This window comes from Embleya sp. NPDC020630 (genome assembly GCF_044334985.1).
Classification (GTDB): domain Bacteria; phylum Actinomycetota; class Actinomycetes; order Streptomycetales; family Streptomycetaceae; genus Embleya.
On the sequence record NZ_JBIRUB010000006.1, the window covers coordinates 347,812 to 370,009 of the forward strand.

The 22,198-nt window shown below is 73.1% G+C and carries 19 protein-coding genes; all 19 read right to left on the reverse strand.

What is annotated here, in order from left to right; translation table 11 throughout:
* Positions 1-2: 2 nt before the first annotated feature.
* Positions 3-4,142, reverse strand: coding sequence for a hypothetical protein (locus tag ACH4XV_RS22945; RefSeq protein ID WP_395792616.1), 4,140 nt, complete (start codon positions 4,140-4,142; stop codon positions 3-5).
* 511 nt (positions 4,143-4,653) lie between these two features.
* The gene (locus tag ACH4XV_RS22950; RefSeq protein ID WP_395792618.1) at positions 4,654-5,106 is read right to left on the reverse strand and encodes a GPW/gp25 family protein; all 453 of its coding nucleotides are present in this window, start codon (positions 5,104-5,106) and stop codon (positions 4,654-4,656) included.
* A 2-nt stretch (positions 5,107-5,108) separates the two neighbouring features.
* Positions 5,109-5,387 carry a PAAR domain-containing protein gene (locus ACH4XV_RS22955; protein WP_126638728.1) on the reverse strand — a complete coding sequence of 93 codons (279 nt, stop codon included), beginning with the start codon at positions 5,385-5,387 and terminating at the stop codon, positions 5,109-5,111.
* Positions 5,388-5,451: 64 nt separating this feature from the next.
* Positions 5,452-6,105 (reverse strand): phage baseplate assembly protein V, encoded by a 654-nt coding sequence (locus ACH4XV_RS22960; protein WP_395792620.1) that lies wholly within the window; start codon positions 6,103-6,105, stop codon positions 5,452-5,454.
* A 188-nt stretch (positions 6,106-6,293) separates the two neighbouring features.
* Positions 6,294-7,529: a phage late control D family protein gene (locus tag ACH4XV_RS22965; RefSeq protein WP_395792622.1), complete on the reverse strand. Its 1,236-nt coding sequence runs from the start codon at positions 7,527-7,529 to the stop codon at positions 6,294-6,296.
* Positions 7,526-8,224 (reverse strand): LysM peptidoglycan-binding domain-containing protein, encoded by a 699-nt coding sequence (locus tag ACH4XV_RS22970; RefSeq protein ID WP_395792624.1) that lies wholly within the window; start codon positions 8,222-8,224, stop codon positions 7,526-7,528. The genes ACH4XV_RS22965 and ACH4XV_RS22970 overlap by 4 nt, the downstream gene beginning before the upstream one ends.
* Positions 8,221-8,991 (reverse strand): hypothetical protein, encoded by a 771-nt coding sequence (locus ACH4XV_RS22975; protein WP_395792626.1) that lies wholly within the window; start codon positions 8,989-8,991, stop codon positions 8,221-8,223. Before ACH4XV_RS22975 ends, ACH4XV_RS22970 begins: the two co-directional genes overlap by 4 nt.
* 110 nt (positions 8,992-9,101) lie before the next feature.
* Positions 9,102-9,194, reverse strand: a complete 93-nt coding sequence (locus ACH4XV_RS22980; RefSeq protein WP_371863030.1) for a hypothetical protein — start codon at positions 9,192-9,194, stop codon at positions 9,102-9,104.
* Between the two features lie 50 nt (positions 9,195-9,244).
* The gene (locus tag ACH4XV_RS22985) at positions 9,245-9,637 is read right to left on the reverse strand and encodes a hypothetical protein (RefSeq protein WP_395792942.1); all 393 of its coding nucleotides are present in this window, start codon (positions 9,635-9,637) and stop codon (positions 9,245-9,247) included.
* 2 nt (positions 9,638-9,639) lie between these two features.
* On the reverse strand, positions 9,640-10,077 hold the full coding sequence (locus tag ACH4XV_RS22990; RefSeq protein ID WP_078981626.1) for a phage tail protein: 438 nt from the start codon (positions 10,075-10,077) through the stop codon (positions 9,640-9,642).
* 110 nt (positions 10,078-10,187) lie between these two features.
* Positions 10,188-12,155, reverse strand: coding sequence for a phage tail sheath family protein (locus ACH4XV_RS22995; RefSeq protein ID WP_395792629.1), 1,968 nt, complete (start codon positions 12,153-12,155; stop codon positions 10,188-10,190).
* Between the two features lie 29 nt (positions 12,156-12,184).
* Complete coding sequence (locus ACH4XV_RS23000; RefSeq protein ID WP_395792631.1) at positions 12,185-13,096, reverse strand: Pvc16 family protein; 912 nt, start codon at positions 13,094-13,096, stop codon at positions 12,185-12,187.
* A complete protein-coding gene (locus ACH4XV_RS23005) occupies positions 13,093-15,516 on the reverse strand; it encodes a DUF4157 domain-containing protein (protein ID WP_395792633.1) in 2,424 nt (807 codons plus the stop codon). The genes ACH4XV_RS23000 and ACH4XV_RS23005 overlap by 4 nt, the downstream gene beginning before the upstream one ends.
* Positions 15,516-17,552, reverse strand: coding sequence for an AAA family ATPase (locus ACH4XV_RS23010; RefSeq protein ID WP_395792635.1), 2,037 nt, complete (start codon positions 17,550-17,552; stop codon positions 15,516-15,518). Before ACH4XV_RS23010 ends, ACH4XV_RS23005 begins: the two co-directional genes overlap by 1 nt.
* Before the next feature lie 170 nt (positions 17,553-17,722).
* Positions 17,723-18,532 carry a LuxR C-terminal-related transcriptional regulator gene (locus ACH4XV_RS23015; protein ID WP_395792637.1) on the reverse strand — a complete coding sequence of 270 codons (810 nt, stop codon included), beginning with the start codon at positions 18,530-18,532 and terminating at the stop codon, positions 17,723-17,725.
* 428 nt (positions 18,533-18,960) lie between these two features.
* Complete coding sequence (locus ACH4XV_RS23020; RefSeq protein ID WP_380002618.1) at positions 18,961-19,227, reverse strand: DUF1876 domain-containing protein; 267 nt, start codon at positions 19,225-19,227, stop codon at positions 18,961-18,963.
* Positions 19,228-19,381: 154 nt separating this feature from the next.
* Positions 19,382-19,678, reverse strand: a complete 297-nt coding sequence (locus tag ACH4XV_RS23025) for an acylphosphatase (RefSeq protein ID WP_395792639.1) — start codon at positions 19,676-19,678, stop codon at positions 19,382-19,384.
* A complete protein-coding gene (gene grpE / locus ACH4XV_RS23030) occupies positions 19,675-20,202 on the reverse strand; it encodes a nucleotide exchange factor GrpE (RefSeq protein WP_395792641.1) in 528 nt (175 codons plus the stop codon). Before grpE ends, ACH4XV_RS23025 begins: the two co-directional genes overlap by 4 nt.
* On the reverse strand, positions 20,199-22,073 hold the full coding sequence (gene dnaK / locus ACH4XV_RS23035) for a molecular chaperone DnaK (protein WP_395792643.1): 1,875 nt from the start codon (positions 22,071-22,073) through the stop codon (positions 20,199-20,201). Before dnaK ends, grpE begins: the two co-directional genes overlap by 4 nt.
* Positions 22,074-22,198 lie beyond the last annotated feature (125 nt).

Below are 22,198 nucleotides of genomic sequence, written 5' to 3' on the forward strand. Positions count from 1 at the left end.
GTTCAGTACTCCCTTCCGGAACCCGCGGACCGCCCGGCCGCCCCGGCCAACCGCACCGCGAGCGGACCCGCGCACACCACCGCGTCCGGATCGACCGGAACCACGTCCCCGGCCGGCACCCCGCCCACGGTCAGCTCCAACGAGGTCACCACGTCCACCCCCGGCACCGCCTCCAGCCGCCGGGCGAGATCGGACAGATACACCCCGCGCCCGAACGGCCACCCGGTCCCGCCCGGCCCGCCGTCCAGCGGATGCAGGAACAGCGCCAGATCGGCGAGCACCGCACCGCGCACCGGCCCCGCGTCGCCGGCCCGTATCGGCCGCACCGTCGCGGCCACACCGACCGGGAAATAGCGCGCCCCCTCGACCACCAGGCGCGCCGCCGCCGGCATCCGCGCACCCACCGCGTCCCGGACCCGCCGCAACAACTCCCCGGTCGACGCGGGCCGTTGGGTACCGTCACGCGGCACCACCACGAGCCGGACCACGCCCGGAAGCACCCGCCCGTGCCGATCCCGGGCGCCGAGCGCGCGGGCCGCCGCAATCGCCGGTACCGTCTCCCGGGCCAGCGCGGCCACGTCCGCCTCGGTCAGCGCGAGCCGCCGATGCCGCAGCAGCGCCGGGCCGCGACGCAGCACGTCGGGAAAACGCTCCGCGTCCGTACCGCCGCTCGCGCCAAGGGGGTTGCTCACCCCGCCGACCGCGACCGCGCTGATCGCCTGGGTGATCGCGCCGGCCGGTACGTTCCCGATCGCACCGCCCCCGGAGCGGTAGCTGCGCAGCCGCACGTTGTCCGCGCCCACCGGCGGCACCCGGCCGTGGCCGTCGCCGCCGAACAGCAGGCGTCCGGTGGCGTGGTCGCACACGTACACCCGGTCGGCCGGGCCGGCCAGGCCGAGCGAGGGCAGTTCGTCCCAGCGCACCCACACCTCGGTGGTCCGACCGGTGCGCGGATCGCCGACCAGACGCAGCGCGGCCGCCGCCCGCTCACCCAACTCCCTTTGCAGCAGCGGGAGATCGACCGCCGCCCGGTCACCGTCCAGTTCGCGCACCTCGACCACGGCGCCGTCCAGGACCGGGATCCGCAGGGCCTGGAAGACCTGTCCGGCGCTGCCGTCGGCCGAGCCGAGCAGTTCGTCGGTGACCGTCTGCACCTGCCGCACCCGCGCACCGCCCGGGACCAGCGCGGTGAGCGCCGCCTGCGGCGGGTCGGCCTCGGCCGGGAAGCGGGCCCGGATCCAGGTGCGCGGGGTGCCGAATCGGGCCGGCGGCGCGTCGCGGATTTCGCCGCCGGCGAAGGCGCGGGTGAGCCGGTCGCGCACGGTCAGCGTCTCGCCGTCGGCGGCGGCCACGGTCACCGGCTCGCCGCCGCGCAGGTCGGTGAGCAACAACCGGTCGCCGGGGGCGAATCGGGCCGCGGCGCCGCGCCCGAGCAGGGTCACCGTGTGGTCGGCGGCGCCGGCGACGGGGGCGCCGGGCGCGCCGGAAGTGCCGGGCCACAGCAGGCCGATCACGCCGGTGCGGGTCAGCCCCTCCGTGCCGTCGTCGGTCGCCAGCGTCACCCACGCGGTGCCGTCGTACCCCTCCCAGGTGGGCCGCACCGGTACCGCGTCGGGGTCCTCGTCGGCGGGCTCGACGTAGAGCCCGAGGCGGTCGGCGGGCAGTTCGCCGTCGAAGCCGAGGTACAGGCTCGGAGCGGTCTCGGCCATCGGTCGAAACGGCGTGGCGCCGGGTCCGGGGAAGGCGAGGCGGGTGGTCAGGTCGGCGAGCGAGTGGTCGTCGAGCGCGAGCGTGTGGACCGGGTCGTCCGGTCCGGCGAGGTGACGGTAGAAGACCTCGAACCGGTCCAGGATCGGCGGGCGCGGTTCCACCACGGGCAGGAAGTTGAGCACGCCGGACTTGTCGGTCCAGCTGACCTGTCGCAGGAACGAGAAGCTGCCGCGTTCCAACCTCGCCCGCAGCCAACGGCGTTCGTCGCCGGTGACGCTCGCGCTCGCCCAGTCGTGGGGCACGGTGAAGTGCAGCGCCCCCGAACGTTGCAGGGCGAGTACGGCGGGGGCGCCGGCGGCGCCGATCGGCCGCCAGCGGGTGCCGTCGAAGTATTCCCACGTCACCTCGGGCGCGGTGAGCTGATTGGGGGTCTGCGCACCGGCGACGGCCTTGAGCAGGTCCTCGGGGGCCAGGTTCTCCAGGTCGGTGGCGATCGTGCGCGCCTTTTGCACCTGGGTGTCGACGGCCGCCTTGGCCGCGCCGATCCGCGTGGTCACGTCGGCGACGAACGCGACGGGGTCGGCGGCGAGGAACGACGGCAGCGGTGTGTCCGCGAGGTAGGGCGTGGGGGTGGCCAGCACGGTGCCGAGTACGCCGGCCAACGGCCCGTGTGCGGCGGCCACTTGGGCATCGGTGCCACCCGTCAGGGCCTGGGCGAGCGCGGCCCGGGGCGCGGCCAACGCGCTTGCCCCGGCCGACAGTTGCGCCGCCACATCGGCGGTGGCAAGGAGCAGCGCGGCACTTGCGCGCGGCGCGCCTCCGAGGACGGTCAGCGCGGCGGCGAGGTCGGGACCGGGATCGGCCGCGGTCTGTGCGGCCTTGACGTGGTCGCGGGCGCTGCCGACGCCCGCGAACAGGCCGGGTTCGGTCTGCGCGGCGGTGCCGAGCGCGGTGAGCGCGTCGCGGATGTGCGTCTTGACGCCGGTGTACCAGCCGACCGGGTCCTCGCCGGACAGCGGCGAGACGACGGCCCGGCCGAGGTCGCCGGTGACGGCGGTGAGCGCGGCCAGTTTCGTCGCCACGGCGCGGATGTCGGCGACGGTCTTGTCCCGGAACTCCTTGGCGTTCTGGACCCCGCCGGTCAGTTCGCCGGTGCGCTGGTCGGCCTCTTCCGCCGCGGTGCGCGGTCGGCCCACCACCACGGTCACCCGGGCGCCGGGTTTGCCGAAGGCCGCGTCGCACGCGACGTGGAACGCGCTGCCGCGTACCGGGGCCGGGCCCAGCGGGGTGAACGCCCGGGTGAGATCGACGGCTTGTGCGTCGGCGACCGCCTTGTCCGGGGCCAGTCCGGCGCGCAGCGTCAGGTCCAGGTGCAGCGGCGTGTCCAGGGCGAGCGGCGCGGTGAGGTCGTCGGGGTCGTCGAGCGGGAAGTAGTCGACGCCCGGTTTCGGGGCGGCGGTGCCGGCGGTGAAGGTGTCGGCGGCCGTCGGCGGCACGGTGACGCCGAACCGTACGGTGTGTCCCTCGTGCCCGCCCGCCACGGCGAGCGGCTTGTCGGGCTGTCCGGCCACGTCCTCCTTGACGCCGGCGGTGGTGTCCGCGACATGCAGCGTCACGGTCGGCGGCGCGGTCGTCCCGTACGGCGCGCGCACCGTGACGGTGGTCCCGGCGCCCGTAGCGGGATGCGCGAACAGCGCGATCCGGGCATGCGCGCTCTCCGCGGTGAGCCGGATGTGCGCGAACTCCGGTACCACGAAGCCGGGTTGCGCCGAGAGCGCGGAGTCGAGCCGGGCCCGGATCCAATAGCCGTCGATCCCGTCGACCGTCGTGGTCACGGCCGTCGCGCAAGGGGCGACCAAGCGCACGGTGCCCGAGCGGGTCAGTCCGGCCGTGCCGTCGCGGGAGGCGTCGTCGCCGTCGCCCCACGGCGCGAACGGCCGCCAGTCGGCGCCGTCCCACCAGGCCCAGCCGACCGGCAGCGCGGTCGACGCGGGGCGGGCGAGGGCAATCGCCACCTCTACGACGGCCCGCCCCGCGAACGCGAGCAGCGTGTCGTGTGCCAGGTACAACTCCCGTACGGCGGGCCGCAGTCCGGTGAACAGCGTGACCGGGCGGCGGGCCAGGATGTCGGCGGAGTGGTCGGCGGCGGCGTCCGCACCCGGATCCACGCTCCACACCTCGACCAGCGGCGCGCCGGCCAGGGCCACCGTCTCCTGGGTCTCGAAGACCAGCGGCGCGTCCTGTCCGGGCACGGTGGCACCGAGCCGCGACCCGGCGGTGACCCGGGCGTCGGGCACACCCGGCAGCGGTTGCAGCAACACGGTCGTGTCGGCCCCCTGAGCGGGCAGCAGCGACACGCCCACCATGTCCAGGAGTGCGGCGAGTTGCCGATCCGGCAACGCCGTAAGCCGCTCCTCAAGCGCGGCCAGCAATGCCCCGAAGCCATGCGCAACCCCGATCGAAGCCCCACCCGGCGTCGGATGCCAATCAGGCACCCACCCATTCCGCAGGGCCAACAAGGCCACCACCACCTCACCCCGCCCCCGCACCCCACTCACGACCCCACCCCTTCACCCACACCCACCACACACCGCCCCGACACCTCACCCACGCCCCCACCCGACCGCGACCGCAGCCCACCCACTCGACCCGTGGCCGCCCCACGCGCACGCCCGCGCCCGCCGGCGGCACGCCCGGCCGGCCCCCTCACGAGGCCGCCCCCTCGCGCACCCCCGGCCGCGACCGCAGCGCGCCCCCTCGACGCCCTCAACCGGCCGCCCCCTCGCCCACGCCCGCCACCGCGCACCACCCCGACATCGCAGCCGAACCCGCCTGCGGCATGTCCCCTCGACGCCTCCACCCGGCTGCTCCCTCGCCCTCGCCCGCGGGCCACCCCGCCCGCGCCCCGCCCGCGCCCAAGCGCTGCGCACCCTCTCGATGCCCTCACCTGGCTGCTCCCTCGTGCAGGTAGAACGGGTAGACCAGGTTGTAGAAGGTGTTGGTGGAGCGGATCCGGTAGTCGATGCTCACGTCCAGCCGGCCCGCCGCCCGGTCGGTCACCGACACCTCGACGCCGAGCACGTCGATGCGCGGTTCCCAGGCGATCAAGCCCTGTTCCACCCGCAGCCGCACCACGGCGGCGGTGGCCGCGGTGACCGGTTCGAACAGCAGGTCCTCCAGGCCCGCGCCGAAGTCGGGGCGCATCACCCGCTCGCCGCGCCTGGTGCCCAGGATCAGCAGCAACGACTGGCGGACCTTCTCGGGCCCGGACGCCTGCGCCGCCTCGCCGAGCGCATCCAGGTGCGCGGGCGCGGCCCAGCCTCGACCCAGCACGGCGGCGTCGTCGGGGGTGCGCTGCGCGGGATCCGGATTCAGCGGCGCGTTCGGCTCGGCCACCGTCAACCTCCGATCAGCACGGTCGGCGCGCCGGCCACCACGGGCGCACCGCACCCGGCGAGATCGCCCTGTCGCAGCGCGCCGCGACCGCCGACGAGCACCGTGGCCGAGCCCTTGGTGAACGGCGACGGCGGGTGCGCGGCCGGCGGCGGGAACGCGCACGCGTGCATGTCGCCCTGCACGGCGGCGGGAAGGCCGCCGATCAGCACGGTGGCCACGCCGGGTCCCGCGACCATGCCGGGGTGTCCGGTGGGGTCGGTGACACGCGCTGCTGCGGGCACGGCTGCCTCCTCGGGTGTGGTGCGTTCGGGTGCGATGTCGTGGCCGCGGGCCCGGCCGGGCGGATCAGTTGATCTTCACGAGCGCGCCCTGGATGCTGCATGTGGCCGCGGCCTGGATGTCCGCCCGAGTCGCGTTCGCCGTCAGGCCGTTGCCGGCCTTGACGCTCACATCCAGGCCGGTCACTTCCACCGAGCGGGTACCGGTGATGGTCACCGCGCCGGACGCGCTCAGCGAGATCTTCGCCGCGCCGCCGGCCACCGACAGGGTGATCCCGTCCGCGGCGATCTCGATCGAGTGGCCCAGGGTGTGGCTCAAGGTGAGCTTCTGCACCAGGTCGTCGATGGCGATCTCGTGGCCCACGGGAGTGCGGATCACCCGCTTGGTGATCGAGTCGGTGGGCAGCGCCGCGGGCGGGCGCGAGGTCATCGTCCAGAGCCCGCCGAGCACGTACGGCTCGCGCACGTCGCCGTTGCGGAACGCGACCAGGACCTCGTCGTTCGGCTGCGGCATGAACCACACGCCCGAACCGTTGCCCGCCACCGTCGCGCACACCCGTGCCCACGGCTCGACGCCCGGCAACCACGCGTACCGGATCTGCACGCGCCCGGCCCCGGTCAGGTCGAGGTTGTCCACCACGGTCGCGGGCGCGACGCCGGTCACCCGGGGGCTGTCCGACTCGTGGATGTCGTCGAGGGCGTCGAAGAGCGGTTCGAACATGCCGGTCCTCCCGGGAAGTCGAGCGGTCGGAACATCGGTCCGGTCCGCGCACACGGCGCGGGTGGTCGTCGGTAGCGGATTCGGTCGGCGCTTTCGGTCGGCAGTCGACAGACAGCGTGCGGCGTGCCGCGTTCGGCGTTCGGCGTTCGGCGTTCGGCGTTTGATGGCAGCAAGTCATGTCCCCCCACCTACGAGTTCGGCGCCGGCAACGACAACAGCCCGCCCTGCACCCGCACCGCACCCTGTGCGGCCGGCGGGATCCCCCCGAACCAGATCTCCTTGCGCAGGTCGAAGGACGTGCGGTAGCCGCCGCCATCGAGGGTGTGCTGGGCCGAGACCACTCGCCACAAGCCGCCGAACGTCTCCCCCACACCCTCGATCCGCAACACCCGCCCCGCCGTGATCCGGGGATCGCCCACACACGAACCGCTCGCGGTGGTACGCCGGTTCAGCCGAGGCAGCAGCTTGGACACGATCAGTCGCGGCGCCGTCGCGATCGTCACCGGTTCGTCCACGAGCAACACCTCGCGCGCGGGCCCGCCCTGACCTTCCGGCCCCTGGAATCCGGGCACCACCTCGATGGTCAGCGCCCGACGGTCCCAGTCGTAGCCGACCGCGATGGTCAGTTCCAGGCCGACCTCCGACCGCCACACCCGCACCGAGACCCGCCCCACCTGGCCGACGGTGCTGATTCGGGGGTTGAACTCGATCAGCGAACTCCCGTATCGCAGCGTCACGTCGGGCGACAGATACGCGGCGGGCGACATCAGCCGCAGCACAAAACCCGACGGTTCGCTGTCGTGCTCGACGATCAGCTCCCACGCGTTCTCCGCGGCGATCTTGCGCAGGAAGTCGAGCGTGGTCTCGGAGTGTTGCCGCCGTACCACCCGCTGCCGCATGCTCGGGTCCTCGACCGAGGCCACCACGTCGACCACACCCAGGGCGGCGGACAAAAACGCGCCCAGCGGGTCGAGCAGCGGGATCATCCCGTGTTCCACCGCGAGCAGCGGGGCGACCACCAGGTCCGGCAGGGGCAGTACACCGAGCTTGGGCACAGGCACCCCGAACCAGCGCGCGGGCGAGGCCGCGGCGAGCCTGGTCCGGCGGTCCTGCGCGATCACCCGCAACATCGGCATGCCGTCGGCGGGGAACGTCGCCTCGCTGCCCACCACTTCGCCGGTGAACAACCGGCGCGGCTCGTCCGGCGCGTAGCCCAGGGCGATGCTCACCTCGGTGTCGAGCCCGAACAGCGGGTCGTCCAGCCAACGCAGCGCCTCGTTGGCGAGCGAGACCTCCAGGCGGTCCGCGTCGCCCATGCCCGTCTGGCAGGTCACCCCGGTGACCGAGCCGCGCACCGCGGCCGGCGCGGGCCGCCCGGCGAACCGCAACCGCATCTCCGGGGCGTAGTGCGGGAACACGGTCATGCCGGCACCTCCGGCGGCGGCGCGTCGAAGACCTCGTCGGTACCCCGATCCCGGTACGGCAGGCGCGGGATGTGCAGTGTGTCGCCGACGGCCAATACGCGCGGGTCGTCGAGCCCGTTGTGCAGCGCGATCGGCCGCCACGCGGCGGCGGACCCGTACTCGCGCCAGGCGATCAACTGCAGCGTCTCACCGGCCACGACGGTATGCGCCTTGGTGTAGTCGGAGGTCTGCCGCTTGACCTCCTTCGCCTCCATGTCCACGTTGCGGAACTCACTGAACGTGACGCTCAGTCGGGCCCGCACCGGGGTACCGTCCGGTTTGAACATCACGAACTTCTGTGCGACCCGGGTCAGTACGCAGGTGAAGGTCAGACTCGACCAGGCGAACACCAGCGGCGGCGGCGCGTGCAGCGTGGGGTCGATGTCCATCAGGTCGACGACGCGGCGCACCAGGATCCGCACGTCGCTGCCCGCGCCCGCCTGGTCGTTCGCTTCCAGCGAGTCGAGGAACAACTCCATCTCCAGGGTCTGCGCGTTGCCGTGCACGAACTGCACGATCGGCGCGGACAGTCCGGGGACCGGGAGTTGGGCGTAGGTGGTCTCCCGGTTGACCGTGTAGTCCTCCGGGTTGAACAACACGCGGGTGAGCTTGCCGGTGACGGAATTGGTGATCGTCGCGCGTTCCATCACGGTCATCGGCTCCACCCCCGACGCTCCTGGCGGGCGAGCACCCGACGGTCGATCTCCCGCACCACGCCGTCCACCAGACGCGGCAGATCCGCCGAGGTGAGCGCGGACGCGGGCGGGGCGGCGCGGGACGGCTGCGCGGTCCGGTCCCGCGTGATCGGATCGGCGGGATACCCGGGCACGGCGGCGGCCGGGTCGGGCGCGGGTCGGGCGGGCGCGGCAAACGTCAACACAGTCGGGGGCCGGGCAAAGGACACTGCCCCGGGCGAGCCGGGCCGAGCACCACGCGACGTCGGGGTCGCCCGCCCGTCCGGCTCCTCGATACGCCGACCGTGCCCGGCACCCCGCTCGTACAACTCCCGTGCCGCGCGCGCCCGTTCGACCACCACACGGCCGGCCGCGGCGGAACCCGTACGCAACACCGGTACCGGCAGCCCACCGACCGCCCCGAACCCGGCCGACCCACCCGCGTCGACCCGCTCGACCCGCGTGAGGGCCACCATCGGCGGCAGGCTCACCCGCACGTCGAGACGCACATGCGCACACCGCCGAATATCCGCGCTCCGCCCGGAAATCGCCCCAGGCTTCGCGGGCTTCGGCGCACGCGGCGCCACCCGCAGCACGAACGCGGCCCCGGACACCCGCCCCTCGACCCGCGTCGCCCGTTCCCGTCCCGCGCCCGGCTCGACCCGGGCACGAACGGCGGCGAGCATCGAGGAGGCGGCGGCCCGAACCGGCCACCCCGCCGACGGCGGACGCGCTCCCGTGATGATCACGGTCGAACTCCTCTCCCGCTAACCACGTTCACGACCAGTGCTCCCCTTCGCGCCCGGCGCCCGCAGTGCTCGGACCCACATCCACGCCCGCCGCGCTCTCATCCGCGACGTCACCCGCCGCCCGCCGCCTCGTTGAGGCGCTGGTTGATCGCCGACACCCGCTCCACCCACCGGCGGCGCTCGGCGTGGTCGAGGTCCATCAATTCGGCGTGCGACCAGTGCAGGTGGTAGGCGACGAAGGCGATCTCCTCCCTCAGCCGATCGACCGGATATCCGCGGATCCCCCCAGGCGCTCATGGCCCGGACGGACCTCCTCGCCGCAGTTCGGACAGGACCCCTCGGCCGCCGTATCCGGCTCGTCCACGCTGTTGATCCGGTTGTACAGACCCTGGAGGTGGGCCAGATCGGCGGCGAACAGCGTCTCGATGGTGCGCGGGGTGACCGTCTCGACCGCGCCCACCCGGGTGACCACTCGGCTGAGCAGGATCACCGACAGATAGGCCGGGTTGCGCTGCACGCGCGGGTCGGCGAGCGGCAGGATCTCGTCGGCGGCGGTGGCCAGCCGCATCGTCCCGTCACGGTGCAACGTGCCGTCTTCGCCGAGGAGTCCGACCGGGAGCGTGAAGTCGTGTTCGATCCGCAACATGGTCACTGCACCCGCTCCAGGCCCTCGTGGACCAGTTCCAGGGTCTCGATCGCGATGTCGTTGGACTCGGCGGTGAGCGGCGGGGCGGTGTACTTGGTCGGCCAGGCGCGGACGAAGTTCCAGCGCGAGGTGACCACACCGCGCCGATCCAGGAGCAGCACCGCGCCGTTCTTGCGGACGATGTCGCCCTCGACGATCTGCCGGTGCCAGTCGTACAGTTCGGTGTCGGTGGTCATGCCCCACTTGAGCATGATGTTGGCGAATTTGGCCTGGCCGGGGAACTTGTACGGGGTGATGTTCCAGCCGCCCTCGCGGTGTTCCATCACGTCCACCGTCGCGTCGAGGCCGCTCACCTCGTGGAAGCCGACGCGGATGATCCCGTCGAGTTCGACCTTGAAGTTGAAATTGACAAAGGGATCCTGGATATCGCCCGTGCTCACGACGCCCTCCACTGCCTGTCGTTGCCGTTGCCCTGTCGTACCGGTCTCGCGCCGGTCGGTCTCGCGCCGGTCGATGTAGTACCGGCCGATGTCGCGCCGCCGCGCGCCCACTACTGCTCGCTGACCTCCGCGCCGCCGTCCCAGATGCCGATCCGGACCACGATGAACTCGGCCGGGTAGACCGGCTGTACGCCGATCTCGATGTAGAGCAGCCCGAGTTTGCGGGTGCTCGGCGGATTGAGCGCCTCGTCGATGCGGACGAAGAAGGCGTCCTTGGCCTTGGCGCCGAACAGCGCGCCGTCGCGCCAGACCCGGGTGAGGAATTCGGTGAGGGTGTGCTTGAGCTTGCCCCACAGTTCCAGGTCGTTCGGCTCGAATACCGCTCCGCGCAGGCCGAGTTGGATCGACTCCTCGAGGTAGAGGAACAACCGTCGCACGTTGACGTACTGCCAGTTGCGATCGCCCGTGGTGGTGCGCGCGCCCCACACCACCGGCGAGCCGCGTCCGGGCAGGATGCGCAGCGCGTTGACCCCGTCGGGGTTGAGCAGGCCCTGATCGGCGTCGCTGAGGCGCCGTTCCAGGCCGAGCGCGCCGGCGATGCCGACGTTGGCCGGGGCCTTGTGTACGCCCCGGGTGGCGTCGGTGTGCGCGTAGATCCCGGCCAGGTGGCCGGACGGCGGTTGCAGCACCACCGCTTGCTTGGCGGGGTCGCGGAGTCGGATCCACGGGTAGTAGAGCGCCGCGAATCCCTTGTCCAACGCGCCGGTGAGGTCGGCGCGTTGGGCCTTGACCGTGACCACGTCGACGCCGGGCAGGCTGTCCAGGATCGCGAAGCGGTCGTACAACGACTCGCAGTGCTCGACGATCGCCCGCTGTGCGCCGGTGTCGGTGCAGCCCGGCGCGAGTACGAGGCTGATCTCGTCGATCGGCCGGAGCAGGTTCAGGTGCTGGGGCATCTTGTTCGCCACATCGGCCCAGGAGGTGGCGGGCACGTCGGCGACGGCGCCCGCGAGGGCGTACGTTCCCGCCTTGGGGCGCGGATCGCCCGCCGGGATCGGCGCGTCGGCCGCGATCACGATCCGCAGGTAGTCGCTCGCCACCGTCGGCCCACCCCACCAGCGCGGATGCGACGGAGTGGTGGACAGGCTCGGATAGCCGACGGCTCGGCCGTTGCGGTCGGTGACGGTGAGGTCGAACTCGGCGGTGGCCACCCGCGTCGGCGCGGTGAGCCTGTACGCCTTGGCGAGCGGCTTGCGCAGGGTGATCGCGTCGTTGGAGACCGCCGCGACGATGCCCCACTCGGTGTTGGTGCCGTCGGAGATCCGCACGGACGAGCCGACCGGAACCAGTGGGCGCAGCGCGATCGCGGCGGGCACCGTCAGCCGCAACACGGTGTCCCCGGAGGCGAGATCGTCGCCGCTCACGGTGCCGCCGGCGAAGTCGACGGTGCCCGACAGGCCGCTCGCCAGCACGACCGTGTCCGGCGCCTGGACCGACTTCACCCGCAACGTCTGCCGGTCGGTGCCCTTGGCCACCACCACCCGATCGCCCACCGCCAGGCCGTCGACCGCGTTCACGGTGAGCACGCGCCGGGTGGCGTCGACGGCGGTGATGCTCGCGCTGCCCCGGAGCACGGGAAGGTCGGTACCGGCGCCGGCCGCGGTCAACGCGGCGGCCAGCGCGCTGGAGTCGGCGATCTTCACCGAGCCGCCCTCGCCGTCCGGACCGTCGAGGCGGGCCACCGCACGGGCTACGGCCGGCGCCCCCGCGGCCCGTCCCGGCAGGTCGATCCCGGCCGGTGTCGCGGTACCCACGCGCAGCACGAAGCACTGGGTGCCGCCGTTGCGGAAGAAGCCGTCCACGGCGAGCGGCAGGTAGTAGGGCACATCGCCGCCGTCGACGGGCGGGCCGAACAGCGCGGTGAACGCGTCCGGGCTGGTCACCAGGATGGGTTCGGCGATCGGCCCCTGCGCGGTGATCCCGATGAACGCCGCGATGCTGGTCGACACGCCCTGGATGGGCGCGGCGGGCTCGGTCTCTTCGATGTAGACGCCGGGGTACGAGACCTGCACGGCCATGGCGGACGTCCTCTCAGGTGATCGGGTGATCAGGTGAAGCGCAGTTCGATCAGCGCGTCGGGGGAACCGGGGACCTGGACCGGGGTGGGCGCGGGTGGCGGCAGTCCGGCGGCGGTGACCAGCGCCGTGTACGCACCCGGCCGCACGTCGACCACCACGAAGCGTCCGTCGGCGCCGCTGCGGGCGCGGACCGCCTCGCCGCCCGCCGCGTCGAGCAGCACCACGCGGGCGTCGGCCACCGGCACCGGCGGCACACCGGGGCCCGCGGTGGCGTCGAGCACCAGGCCGCCCACGTCGGCCAGTTGCTCGGCGGGATCGTCGGGCGGTGTGCCCGCGTAGGAGGTGAGCACGGTATGCACCACGCCGTCGATGCGCCGGTCCACCTCGGGGACCGGCATGGTGACGATCAGGTACACGGCGGGACGCCACGAGGTGGCCCGACCGACCGTGCCCCAGAACTCGGCGAGTTTGCCGAACCCTTCCGGCGGCACCACCTCGACGGGCAGCTCCGCCTCGCGCAACACCTCGGGCACCCCGGCCAGTTGATCGGGTGTCAGTACGGCGGAGGCGACCAGCGGGTCGGCGTGCAGGAGCACGGCCAGGACCGCGCCGAGCACCATGTGCTCCTGCTCGGTCGCGGGCATCTGCGGGCTGTCCTTGGCCGCGTTCCACGCGGTGATCAGGTAGTGGCAGCGGATCCGCGCCGGCTCGGGCCGCTCCACGGTGACCGCGCCGGTGGTGATCCGCTGCCGGATGTTCTGCCGCATGTGCCGGTCCTCGCGCAGGTCGACCAAGGCGCAGTTGACCCACACGCCCTGGCTCGCGCCCACCCGCTGCCGCCAGTCGTCGTCGGGCGGCTGGAACCCGATCCGGGCACCGGTCAGGCCGGGCACGCCGGCGATCAGCGTCTCGCGGATGATCAGGTCGAGGATGTCGATCACCGCGCACCGCCGGAGCCGATCGGAAACCAGATGCCTTCGGGTGGTCCGCCGGGCCACCAGTAGTTGATCCGCCCGCCGCTGCGCAGGGCCGCCGCCTGCATGGCGGCGCGGCAGGAGCCGCACGGGTCGTACTGGCCGGTGATGTACGTCCGCTGACCGGCCGTCAGCGCGACCCGGGCCACCGCCTTGGCCTCGGTGTGGCTGTCCTGGTTGGCCCGGTTCAGGCCGCGGGCCGCACGCTGTTCGGGGGTGACGCCGCCGCTGCGCAGGGACTCGTTGTGCACGACACGTCCGTCGGGGTCGAGCACGCGGACCGTGGCCTCGTGCGGCGGGCGAAAGTCGCTCGCGTCGATCCTGGCGAGTTCGTCCTTCTGCTGCTGCGCCCGGCGGCGGTCCCGGACCTGCCCCGCCACCGGATCGTCGCTCAACGCAGCGAGCACGTGGTCGGGTTGGCCCTCGTACAGCTCGCGCAGCCGGTCGACGGCGGACGGGTCCTTCCGCGCCTCCCCCCGCAGCACCTTGGCCCGGGCGCGAACGTCCTTGACCAGTTGTCGCTTGTCCTGTGGCGTCGGCTGGACCGGGGTGGCCTCGGTCCGTCCGACCTCGCCGGGAATACTGCCGGCGGCGGGCTTGCCGGCGGTCTTCCGCTCGGCCGCGGCCTTCTTGGGGGTCGCCTTCCGCGCGGCGGCCTTCTTCCCGGCCTTCGCGCCCGCCTCCTTCGCGGCGCCCTTCGGCGCCTTGGCGGGTGCGGCCGTACCGGGCGCCGGCTCGATCGGAGCCGGCCCGGTGGTCGACGGGGCGGGCTTCGGGTCCGCCGACGCGGTCTTGGGGCTGCTCGGCGGCTTCCTGGCGGGCGCCTTGGCACCGGCGGACCCGCCGGCCGATTTCCCACCGGACTTCACGGCCGGCTTCGGCGGCGCCGCCGGCGCGGGTGTCGCCGGGCCGGCCGTGGTCGGCGCGACCGGCGCCGTTCCCGCACCGGCGTGCGCGGGCGCCGGCGGCGGTCCCGCGGCATGCGCGTCGGCGGCCGACCGCGGCTGCTTCACGGGCGGCCCGGCATGCTCTTGGCCGCCGGTGCCCTCCGTACCGCCCGTGCCGCCGCCCGGTGCCTTCGAGCGTCGGTAGCCGGCGGCGTGCAGCAGGATCTGGTGCATCACCGCGATCAGTGCCCGCACCACCTCCTTGAGGTCCTGTTCGACCACCGCGTCGCGATCCGGGCCGTGTGCGCCCTTCCAATCCACCCACAACTTCCGCACGGCCGGAGCGGTCGACAACGTGGCCGGCGCCGCGTCGAGCATCAGCGCCGCCAACCGCTTGCCCGCCGACGACGCGGCCAGCCCGGCCACGTTGAGCACGGCGCCGACGACTTGGAGCCAGAACCGCGAATCGGACGGCCAGCCCTGCGGATTGGCGTTGATCGCGTTCAGGATCGCCTCGACCGAACTCGCCACGCCCAGCACCTTGAGCGCGAGGAGCACCTCCTCGCCTCCGGTGTAGGCGAGGATGGTCTTCACTCCGAGTTGCACGGCGATCTGGGTCAGCTCGCGGTCGCTGAACAGGCTGCCGTCGTCGGGCGCCCGGCCGCCGCTGACCCGGTCGTAGTACGCCTCGGTCAGGTTGCCCGCCTGCGTGACCCCCGGCGAGAGCGCGGGTACACCGGTGTACGGGTCGACCAACTCCGCCGCCTTGGCCCGGTCGCGCACGGCGTCCAGGACGAATCCGCCGGAGGTTCCCTCGAACCACGCCTGGACCAGCTTCGTCCGGTCGTCCGACAGGCCGAGCAGCGACGCCGCCTTGCGCACGCCGAGGCGGCCCGCGTCGTGTGCTCCGTAGCCGAGGCCGATCAGGGTGTCCACGGCGCCGGTGACCTCCAAGGCGATGCCCTCGGTGGCGCCCAGCGCGACCATCGCCGCGGCGCGGTTCTCCCGCAGTTCGGCGCGTGCGGCCTCCTCTTCCGCTTCGTTCTTCGGCGCTCGGGACACCCCCGGCGCGGTGCCGCCCGCGACCGGGGCGGACAGGCCGGCGGCGGCTCGGGCGCCCGCCGTGTGCGCGGCGCCCTCGGCGGCGGTGCCCGGGGGGTGCACGCCCTGCGGGCCCGGCCCCGGGCCGCCGCGCCGCTGCTGCACCACGTGCGCGAGTTCGTGGCCGATCAGCGCCCGGCCCGCGGTCGAGTGCGGGTCGTAGCGCCCGGGGCCGAACACGACGTGCCGACCGACGGCGTACGCCTTCGCGTCGAGCCGGTCGGCCGACGCCGCCGCGTCGGCGTCGGTGTGCACGACCACGTCGGCCAGGGACGTGCCGAACGAGCGCTCCATCGAGCCGCGCAGCGGCGCGTCCAGCGGCCGGGCCCGTTCGGCCCGCGCCTCCAACTCGGCCGGCAGGTGCGCGGCGGCGTGCCCCGCCTTCGTCGGCGCCGCCATCACCGCGCCCCGATCGTGGCGGGGGTCTGCGGGAACGGGCCGATCTTGTCGTATTCGCGCTCCATCGCCCGGAGCACCGCCGCCCGGTCCACCGCGCGCCCCTCGGCGGCGGCCAGGTGCGCCGCCGCGACCGCGACGTTGTGGATGTGGCCGCCGGAGAGCGGGTAGTGCTCGGCCAGTTCGCCCAGGTCGACGTCCACGTCCCGGGGCAGCGCCGCCGGCCAGGCGCCCTGCCAGATCCGCCGCCGCTCGGCGGCCTCCGGGAACGGGAAGTGCACGCAGTAGGTCAGCCGCCGGATGAAGGCGTCGTCCATGTGGTGCAGGAGGTTGGTGGCCAGCACCGCGAGCCCGTCATGGTCCTCCAACCGCTGGAGCAGATAGGCCACTTCGAGGTTGGCGTAGCGGTCGCGCGCGTCGTGCACCTCGCTGCGCTTGCCGAACAGCGCGTCGCACTCGTCGAACAGCAGCACGGCGTCGGTGCGCGCGGCGGCGGTGAACACGGCGTCCAGGTTCTGTTCGGTCTCGCCGATGTACTTGGACACCACCGACGCCAGATCCACCCGGTAGAGCGGCAGCCCGAGCCGGCCCGCGACCAGGCGGGCGGCGAACGTCTTGCCGGTACCGCTGGGTCCGGCGAACAGCACCGACACGCCGCGGCCCAGACCCGGCCGGTCGGCGAAGCCGGAGGCGTCGAGCACCGTGCGATGCGCGCTCAGGTGGGCGCAGACGTCACGCAGCCGCTCCCCGACGTCGTCGGGGACGATCAGCGCGGACCAGTCATCGGAGGTGCCCAACCGGGTGGCGAGTCGGCCCAATTCGCCGCCGGTGATCCGAGCGGCGACGTCGGCGACCTCGGCCGCGGTGGTGCGCAGCGGCCTGCCGGGCTCGGCCCGACCGCGGGCCCGGGCGGCGACCGCGTCCAGGGTGTGCCGCAACTCCGGCCCGGCCAGGTGGGTCCAGCCGGCCAGCGGGTCGGCGCCCGGCGTGCTCGCGACCTCGACGCCGTGTGCGGCCAGGGCGGTGGCCAGGCCGCCGGGCACGCCGACCGCACGGCGAACCGACAGCGCGGCCACCCGCTCGGCCGGCACGTCGGGACCGGTGGGTGCGAGGGTGTCGGGGCCGCCGACCACGACGGCGTGGGTGAACCGCTCCCACACCGCGTCGGGCGGGCCGCCGGCGTGTGTGTCGACCACGAGTACGGCCTCGCGCAGCAGTGCCTCGGCGGCCAGGCCGGGCAGCAGGGCCGGGTCGGCGAGCGCCTCGGGCCGCGCGGTCAGCACCCGCCGGCCGGCCCGCGCCACGCTCCACCACGCGACGTCCAGGCAGGTCGCGGCGGGTGCGCCGGACAGGTGGGTGAGCGAGGGCGCGTCGCCGACGAGCCGGGCGACCAGCGCCTCGGCGGCGATCGGGTCGGGCGCGTCGACCGGTGCGTAGGTGTCCACCGTCGCGAACGGGGCGAGCGCGTCGTCGAGTCGGCCGATCGTGAACAACCGGCGCAGCAGCACCGCCGAGGGCCGTACGGCGCCCGCGTAGGAGGGCCCGGAGCGCCCGCCGACCGGCTCCACCAGTCCGCACCGGAGCAGCGGACCGGCGGCGGACAGCCGTACCGCGACCGCCGCCCGGTCCGCCCCGGTCTCGCAGCACAACCGGGCGAGCAGGTCGAGCGTCGGGTACGGCTGCCCGGAGTCGCGTTGCAGCCAGGCGATCGCGCGGCCGTACGCCGGGTCGAGTTCGGGCGCGAGGATCAACGCGAGCGCGGCGAGGTCGAAGGGGTCGAAGCCGCGCCGGGCCAGCGGCAGCGCCAGGTGGGCGGGCAGCGGCGGCCCGGTGATCAGCACCGGCGCGGGCCTCGGCGCACCCGCCAGCGCCGCGCGTACCTCGCCGTGGGAGGGGTACAGGCGTTCCAGCGAACTCTCGGCCGATTCGGGCCCGTTGGCCTGCACCGCCCGGGCCAGCACGTCCGCGATCCACCGCTCCAGGTCGGAGAGGTCGGGGAAGACGGGTGCGCTCGAACCGATCGAGCCGGCAACGGCCATGTCGCGATCGTTGATCATCGGCCCGAAGCGCGTCATCCACCCGCCGGTTGGATCTTTGCCGGGCGCGGGAGTAGACCTTGACCGTCGGTCGGCTCCGCCCGCCTCCACCTCGGATGGAGCGCGTCGTCCATCCGATCGGGTGGGCCCGTCGCGCGCCCCCGCAGACCCGGCTATCCGGTCGTGGGCCCGCCACCGGCGGGTTGTTCGTGGTCCGGCGCCCGCCGGGTGCGCGGCGCGCGCGAGCCCCATACGGGTGGTGGCACGGCGTGCGGTGCGCCGAGCGCTCGATCCGGTGCGCCGTCGGCCTCCACCCGGGCGCGGCCGAGGGGTTCGCCGGCGGGTGTCGCCCGCAGCAGGCCGGCGGCGGCCTCACGGTGCGGGACGCGCAACTTCCGCAGTACGGCGTGCACATGGGTCTTGACCGTGGACAGGCCGATGGACAGGCCCCGGGCGATCTCGTGGTTGGTCCTGCCCTCGGCGATCAGGAACAGGATCTCCCGCTCGCGCGCGGTCAGCGTCTCGGGAAGCGCCGAGACGGTGCGCTGCGCGGCGACGGTCGGGGACTGTACGCGTTGCAGCAGCAGTGCGGCGATCCGAGGGCTGCACGAGGCCTCGCCGCGCACGACGCCGATGATCGCGGCGGCGGTCTGCGGGAGCGAGTATTCGCGGCCGATGAACCCGGCAACGCCCGCCTCGGCGGCGGTGATCACGTCGTCGCGGGACTCGTCCACGCCCATCGCGATCAGCCGGGTCTGCGGCGTCCCGCGTCGGATCGCGCGGATCGCGGGAATGCTGTCCGGCGTGCTCAGGTCCAGCAGGAGTACGGAGGGGCGCAGCCGTCGTGCGCCGGCGACCGCCTCCGAGGCGGAGCCGCCCGACCCGACCAGCCGCAACGCGGGTTCGTCGGCGAGCGCCCGCACGGTGGCGTCGCGATAGATCCGGACCGGGGTGATCACGAGTACCTCGATCGCCACACTCATCGGCTCTGCTCTACTCCCCGCCGTCGCGGCCCACGACAACCAACACGCGGGCACACACGGTAATCAATCGATCACACCAAGAGATTCGCGTAATGGATACCCCATCAAATCCTCCGGAACACACCCGACAGCCGGCCACCGCCGGCCATCCACCCATCATCCCGGTCGGGCAGGCGAGCGGGCGTCGAAAGAGCCCTGGGCGCGCGGAACACACGCGGGAGCCACCCGGAATCGGGCCTCATCCCGGTCTGGCAGGCGAGTCGATGTCGATGTCGACCGACGGCTCCCAACCCCCGGCGCCTCGCACGCGAACCGCCCACCGCCCCCATCCGCCCGCCGTTCCGGCCCGAGCGCGCGCGGGCCGGTGTCGACCGGCGGTTCGTCACCCGCCGACACCGGCCCGTCGAGCGCGGTCGGTTCCGTGCCCCTCAGGCGAGCGAGTGGACCGGCCGATTCGTCGACGACTCGATCTCGCCCGCCGCCTTGTCCAGCAGCTGCCGGGTCAGGTCGGTCAACGCCCGCGCCGCGGCGATCTCTTCGCCGACCGCCGGCTGATCCGGGTCGTCCGGATACCGGCTGGCGTGCGCGTGCGAGCGCAGTTCCGTACCGTCGCGCAGGCGCAGCAGCGCCGCGGCCTCGGTCCGCTTGCCGTCCTCCTTGAACTCCATCTCTATGTGCCATCCCACGATCTGCATACCTGTCGCCTCCAAGCCCCCGACTCCGTCGGTCCACTCGGTTGCCGCCGCCGCTTTCATCCCCTCTCACCAGGATGGTTCAATCCGCCATGAATCGGTAGTTTTACCGCGATCGCTCACGCAGCCGACCCATCCGCTCACGCGGGCGGCCCGTTCATCGTTGACGCAGAGCCGGTGTCGGGCGGATCTCGAACCCGACCAGCCCCTCCTCCGCCGGATCCTCGTCGTACACGTACACCCGGTCGACGACGGCCGGCAACGGCCCGCGTCCCGTCCAAGCGGTCAGCCGCGCGACGTCGTCCGGCTCGCCCTCGAACACCGCCTCGACCGTGCCGTCCGGCAGATTCCGCACCCAGCCCGCGACACCGTGCCGCACCGCGGTACTGCGGCACGTGTCCCGGAAGTAGACGCCCTGCACGTCCCCCGACACGACCACCCGCCGGCGACTCATCGCGCACCCGCCGCCGGCGGCCCGGTCACCGTCACCCGGGCCGGACGCAGCAGCCGATCGCCCACCCGATACCCCGGCTCGTGCACCGTCGAGCAGATCGGCGGATCGACCCCGGCCGCCACGTGCAGCGCCAACGCGTCGTGCACGTACGGGTCGAACACGTCGCCCACCGCCCCGAACGCCCGCAACCCGAGCGCCGCGAGAGCGTCCTCCAACGCGTCGACGACACTCGCCACCCCCGGCGTCAGATCACCGGCGGCCCGCGCCCGATCGAAGCCGTCCACCACCGGCAGCAGCGGCGTGAGCACATTGGCCAGCGCCGCCTCCCGCACGGCCAGCCGGTCCCGCCGCACGTGCCGCCGATAGCCGTCGTAGTCCGCCCGGAGCCGGCACAACTCGTCCACGCGCTCGGTCACCTGCTCGCGCTGTGCCGCGATCTCGGCCAGCAGCGACGCCAGGATCGGCGACGGCGGCTGCCCGGCCGGAACCGGCAGCAGCCCCGGGCCGGGAGAGATCCGGTTCATGCGGTTCCACCTCCGCGTTTGTCGTCGTCGACGATCTCGGCGTCGACGACCTCGTCCTCATCGACGTCGGCCTCGGCCGAGGCACCGCCCGCCGCACCGGCCGCGCCTTCCGCGCCCGGTTGGGCGTTCGCATACATCGCGGTGCCCAGCTTCTGGCTGACCGTGCTCACCCGTTCCGCCGCCTCGCGGATCGCGGCCGTGTCCTCGCCCGCGAGCGCCTCGCGGAGTGCGGTCAGCGCCGTCTCCACCTCGCCCTTGACGTCCGCCGGCACCTTGTCCCCGTTGTCCTTGAGGAACTTGTCGGTGGTGTACACCAGTTGCTCGGCCTGGTTGCGGGTCTCCGCGGTCTCCCGCCGCTGGTGGTCCTCCTCCGCGTGCGCCTCCGCCTCGCGCATCATGCGGTCGATGTCGTCCTTCGGCAGACTCGAACCGCCGGTGATGGTCATCGACTGCTCCTTGCCCGTGCCCAGGTCCTTCGCGGACACGTGCACGATGCCGTTCGCGTCGATGTCGAACATCACCTCGATCTGCGGCAACCCGCGCGGCGCGGGCGGCAGACCGGTCAGCTCGAACATGCCCAGCCGCTTGTTGTACGCGGCGATCTCGCGCTCACCCTGGAACACCTGGATCTGCACCGAGGGCTGATTGTCGTCCGCCGTGGTGAAGATCTCCGAACGCTTGGTCGGGATCGTGGTGTTGCGCTCGATCAGCTTGGTCATGATGCCGCCCTTGGTCTCGATACCGAGGGACAGCGGCGTGACGTCGAGCAGCAGGACGTCCTTGACCTCACCCTTCAACACACCCGCCTGGAGCGCGGCGCCGACGGCCACCACCTCGTCCGGGTTGACGCCCTTGTTCGGCTCCTTGCCGCCGGTCAGCTCCCGGACCAGCTCGGTCACGGCCGGCATCCGGGTCGACCCGCCGACCAGGACCACCTGATCGACCTTCTCGACCGAGATCCCCGCGTCGTCGATCGCCGCGTGGAAGGGGGCCCGGCAACGTTCGAGCAGGTCCGCCGTGAGCTGCTGGAACTGGGCCCGGGTCAGCTTCTCGTCCAGGTGCAGCGGGCCCTCGGGCGACGCGGTGATGTAGGGCAGGTTGATCGACGTCTCGGTCGCGCTGGACAACTCGACCTTGGCCTTCTCCGCCGCCTCGCGCAGCCGCTGTACGGCCATCTTGTCCTTGGACAGGTCGATCCCGTGCGCGTTCTTGAACTGCTTGACCAGGTGGTCCATCACCCGCTGGTCCCAGTCGTCGCCGCCGAGATGCGTGTCGCCGTGTGTGGCCTTGACCTCCACGACCCCCTCGCCGATCTCCAGGAGCGACACGTCGAACGTGCCGCCGCCCAGGTCGAACACCAGGATCATCTGGTCGCGCACCTTGTCCAGCCCGTACGCCAGAGCCGCCGCCGTCGGCTCGTTCACGATCCGCAACACCTGGAGGCCCGCGATCTCCCCGGCCTCCTTGGTGGCCTGCCGCTGGGCGTCGTCGAAATACGCCGGCACGGTCACCACGGCGTCGGTGACCTTCTCGCCCAGATACGCCTCGGCGTCACGCTTGAGCTTTTGCAACACCCGCGCGGAGATCTCCTGCGCGGTGTACCGCTTGCCGTCGATGTCGCCGGTCTCGGGAAAGTGCCAGGTGTTGTCACCCATGTGCCGCTTCACCGACCGCGCGGTGCGCTCGACGTTGGTCACCGCCTGGCGTTTGGCCACCTCGCCGACCAAAACCTCGCCGTTCTTCGCGAAGGCGACCACCGACGGTGTCGTCCGAGCCCCTTCCGCGTTCGCGATGACGGTGGGCTCACCGGCCTCCAGAACCGCGACCACCGAGTTCGTCGTACCGAGGTCGATACCAACAGGACGTGCCATGAGGGGGCTCCTCGACTCTCACGCGCTCCGACGCCCCACCCACCCCAGGCCCATCCGCCGAACGCTCGCACCTTCCGGCCGCACGGATACCACTACCCCCTCATCATGACCCACCATCCCAACCT

Coding starts and splice junctions, on each gene's coding strand:
- ACH4XV_RS22960 (WP_395792620.1), bottom strand. CDS start 6,105: ATGTTCGAACCGCTCTTCGACGCCCTCGACGACATCCACGAGTCGGAC.
- ACH4XV_RS22965 (WP_395792622.1), bottom strand. CDS start 7,529: ATGACCGTGTTCCCGCACTACGCCCCGGAGATGCGGTTGCGGTTCGCC.
- ACH4XV_RS22970 (WP_395792624.1), bottom strand. CDS start 8,224: ATGACCGTGATGGAACGCGCGACGATCACCAATTCCGTCACCGGCAAG.
- ACH4XV_RS22985 (WP_395792942.1), bottom strand. CDS start 9,637: ATGTTGCGGATCGAACACGACTTCACGCTCCCGGTCGGACTCCTCGGC.
- ACH4XV_RS22995 (WP_395792629.1), bottom strand. CDS start 12,155: ATGGCCGTGCAGGTCTCGTACCCCGGCGTCTACATCGAAGAGACCGAG.
- ACH4XV_RS23005 (WP_395792633.1), bottom strand. CDS start 15,516: ATGGCGGCGCCGACGAAGGCGGGGCACGCCGCCGCGCACCTGCCGGCC.
- ACH4XV_RS23010 (WP_395792635.1), bottom strand. CDS start 17,552: ATGGCCGTTGCCGGCTCGATCGGTTCGAGCGCACCCGTCTTCCCCGAC.
- ACH4XV_RS23015 (WP_395792637.1), bottom strand. CDS start 18,532: ATGAGTGTGGCGATCGAGGTACTCGTGATCACCCCGGTCCGGATCTAT.
- ACH4XV_RS23020 (WP_380002618.1), bottom strand. CDS start 19,227: ATGCAGATCGTGGGATGGCACATAGAGATGGAGTTCAAGGAGGACGGC.
- ACH4XV_RS23025 (WP_395792639.1), bottom strand. CDS start 19,678: ATGAGTCGCCGGCGGGTGGTCGTGTCGGGGGACGTGCAGGGCGTCTAC.
- grpE (WP_395792641.1), bottom strand. CDS start 20,202: ATGAACCGGATCTCTCCCGGCCCGGGGCTGCTGCCGGTTCCGGCCGGG.
- dnaK (WP_395792643.1), bottom strand. CDS start 22,073: ATGGCACGTCCTGTTGGTATCGACCTCGGTACGACGAACTCGGTGGTC.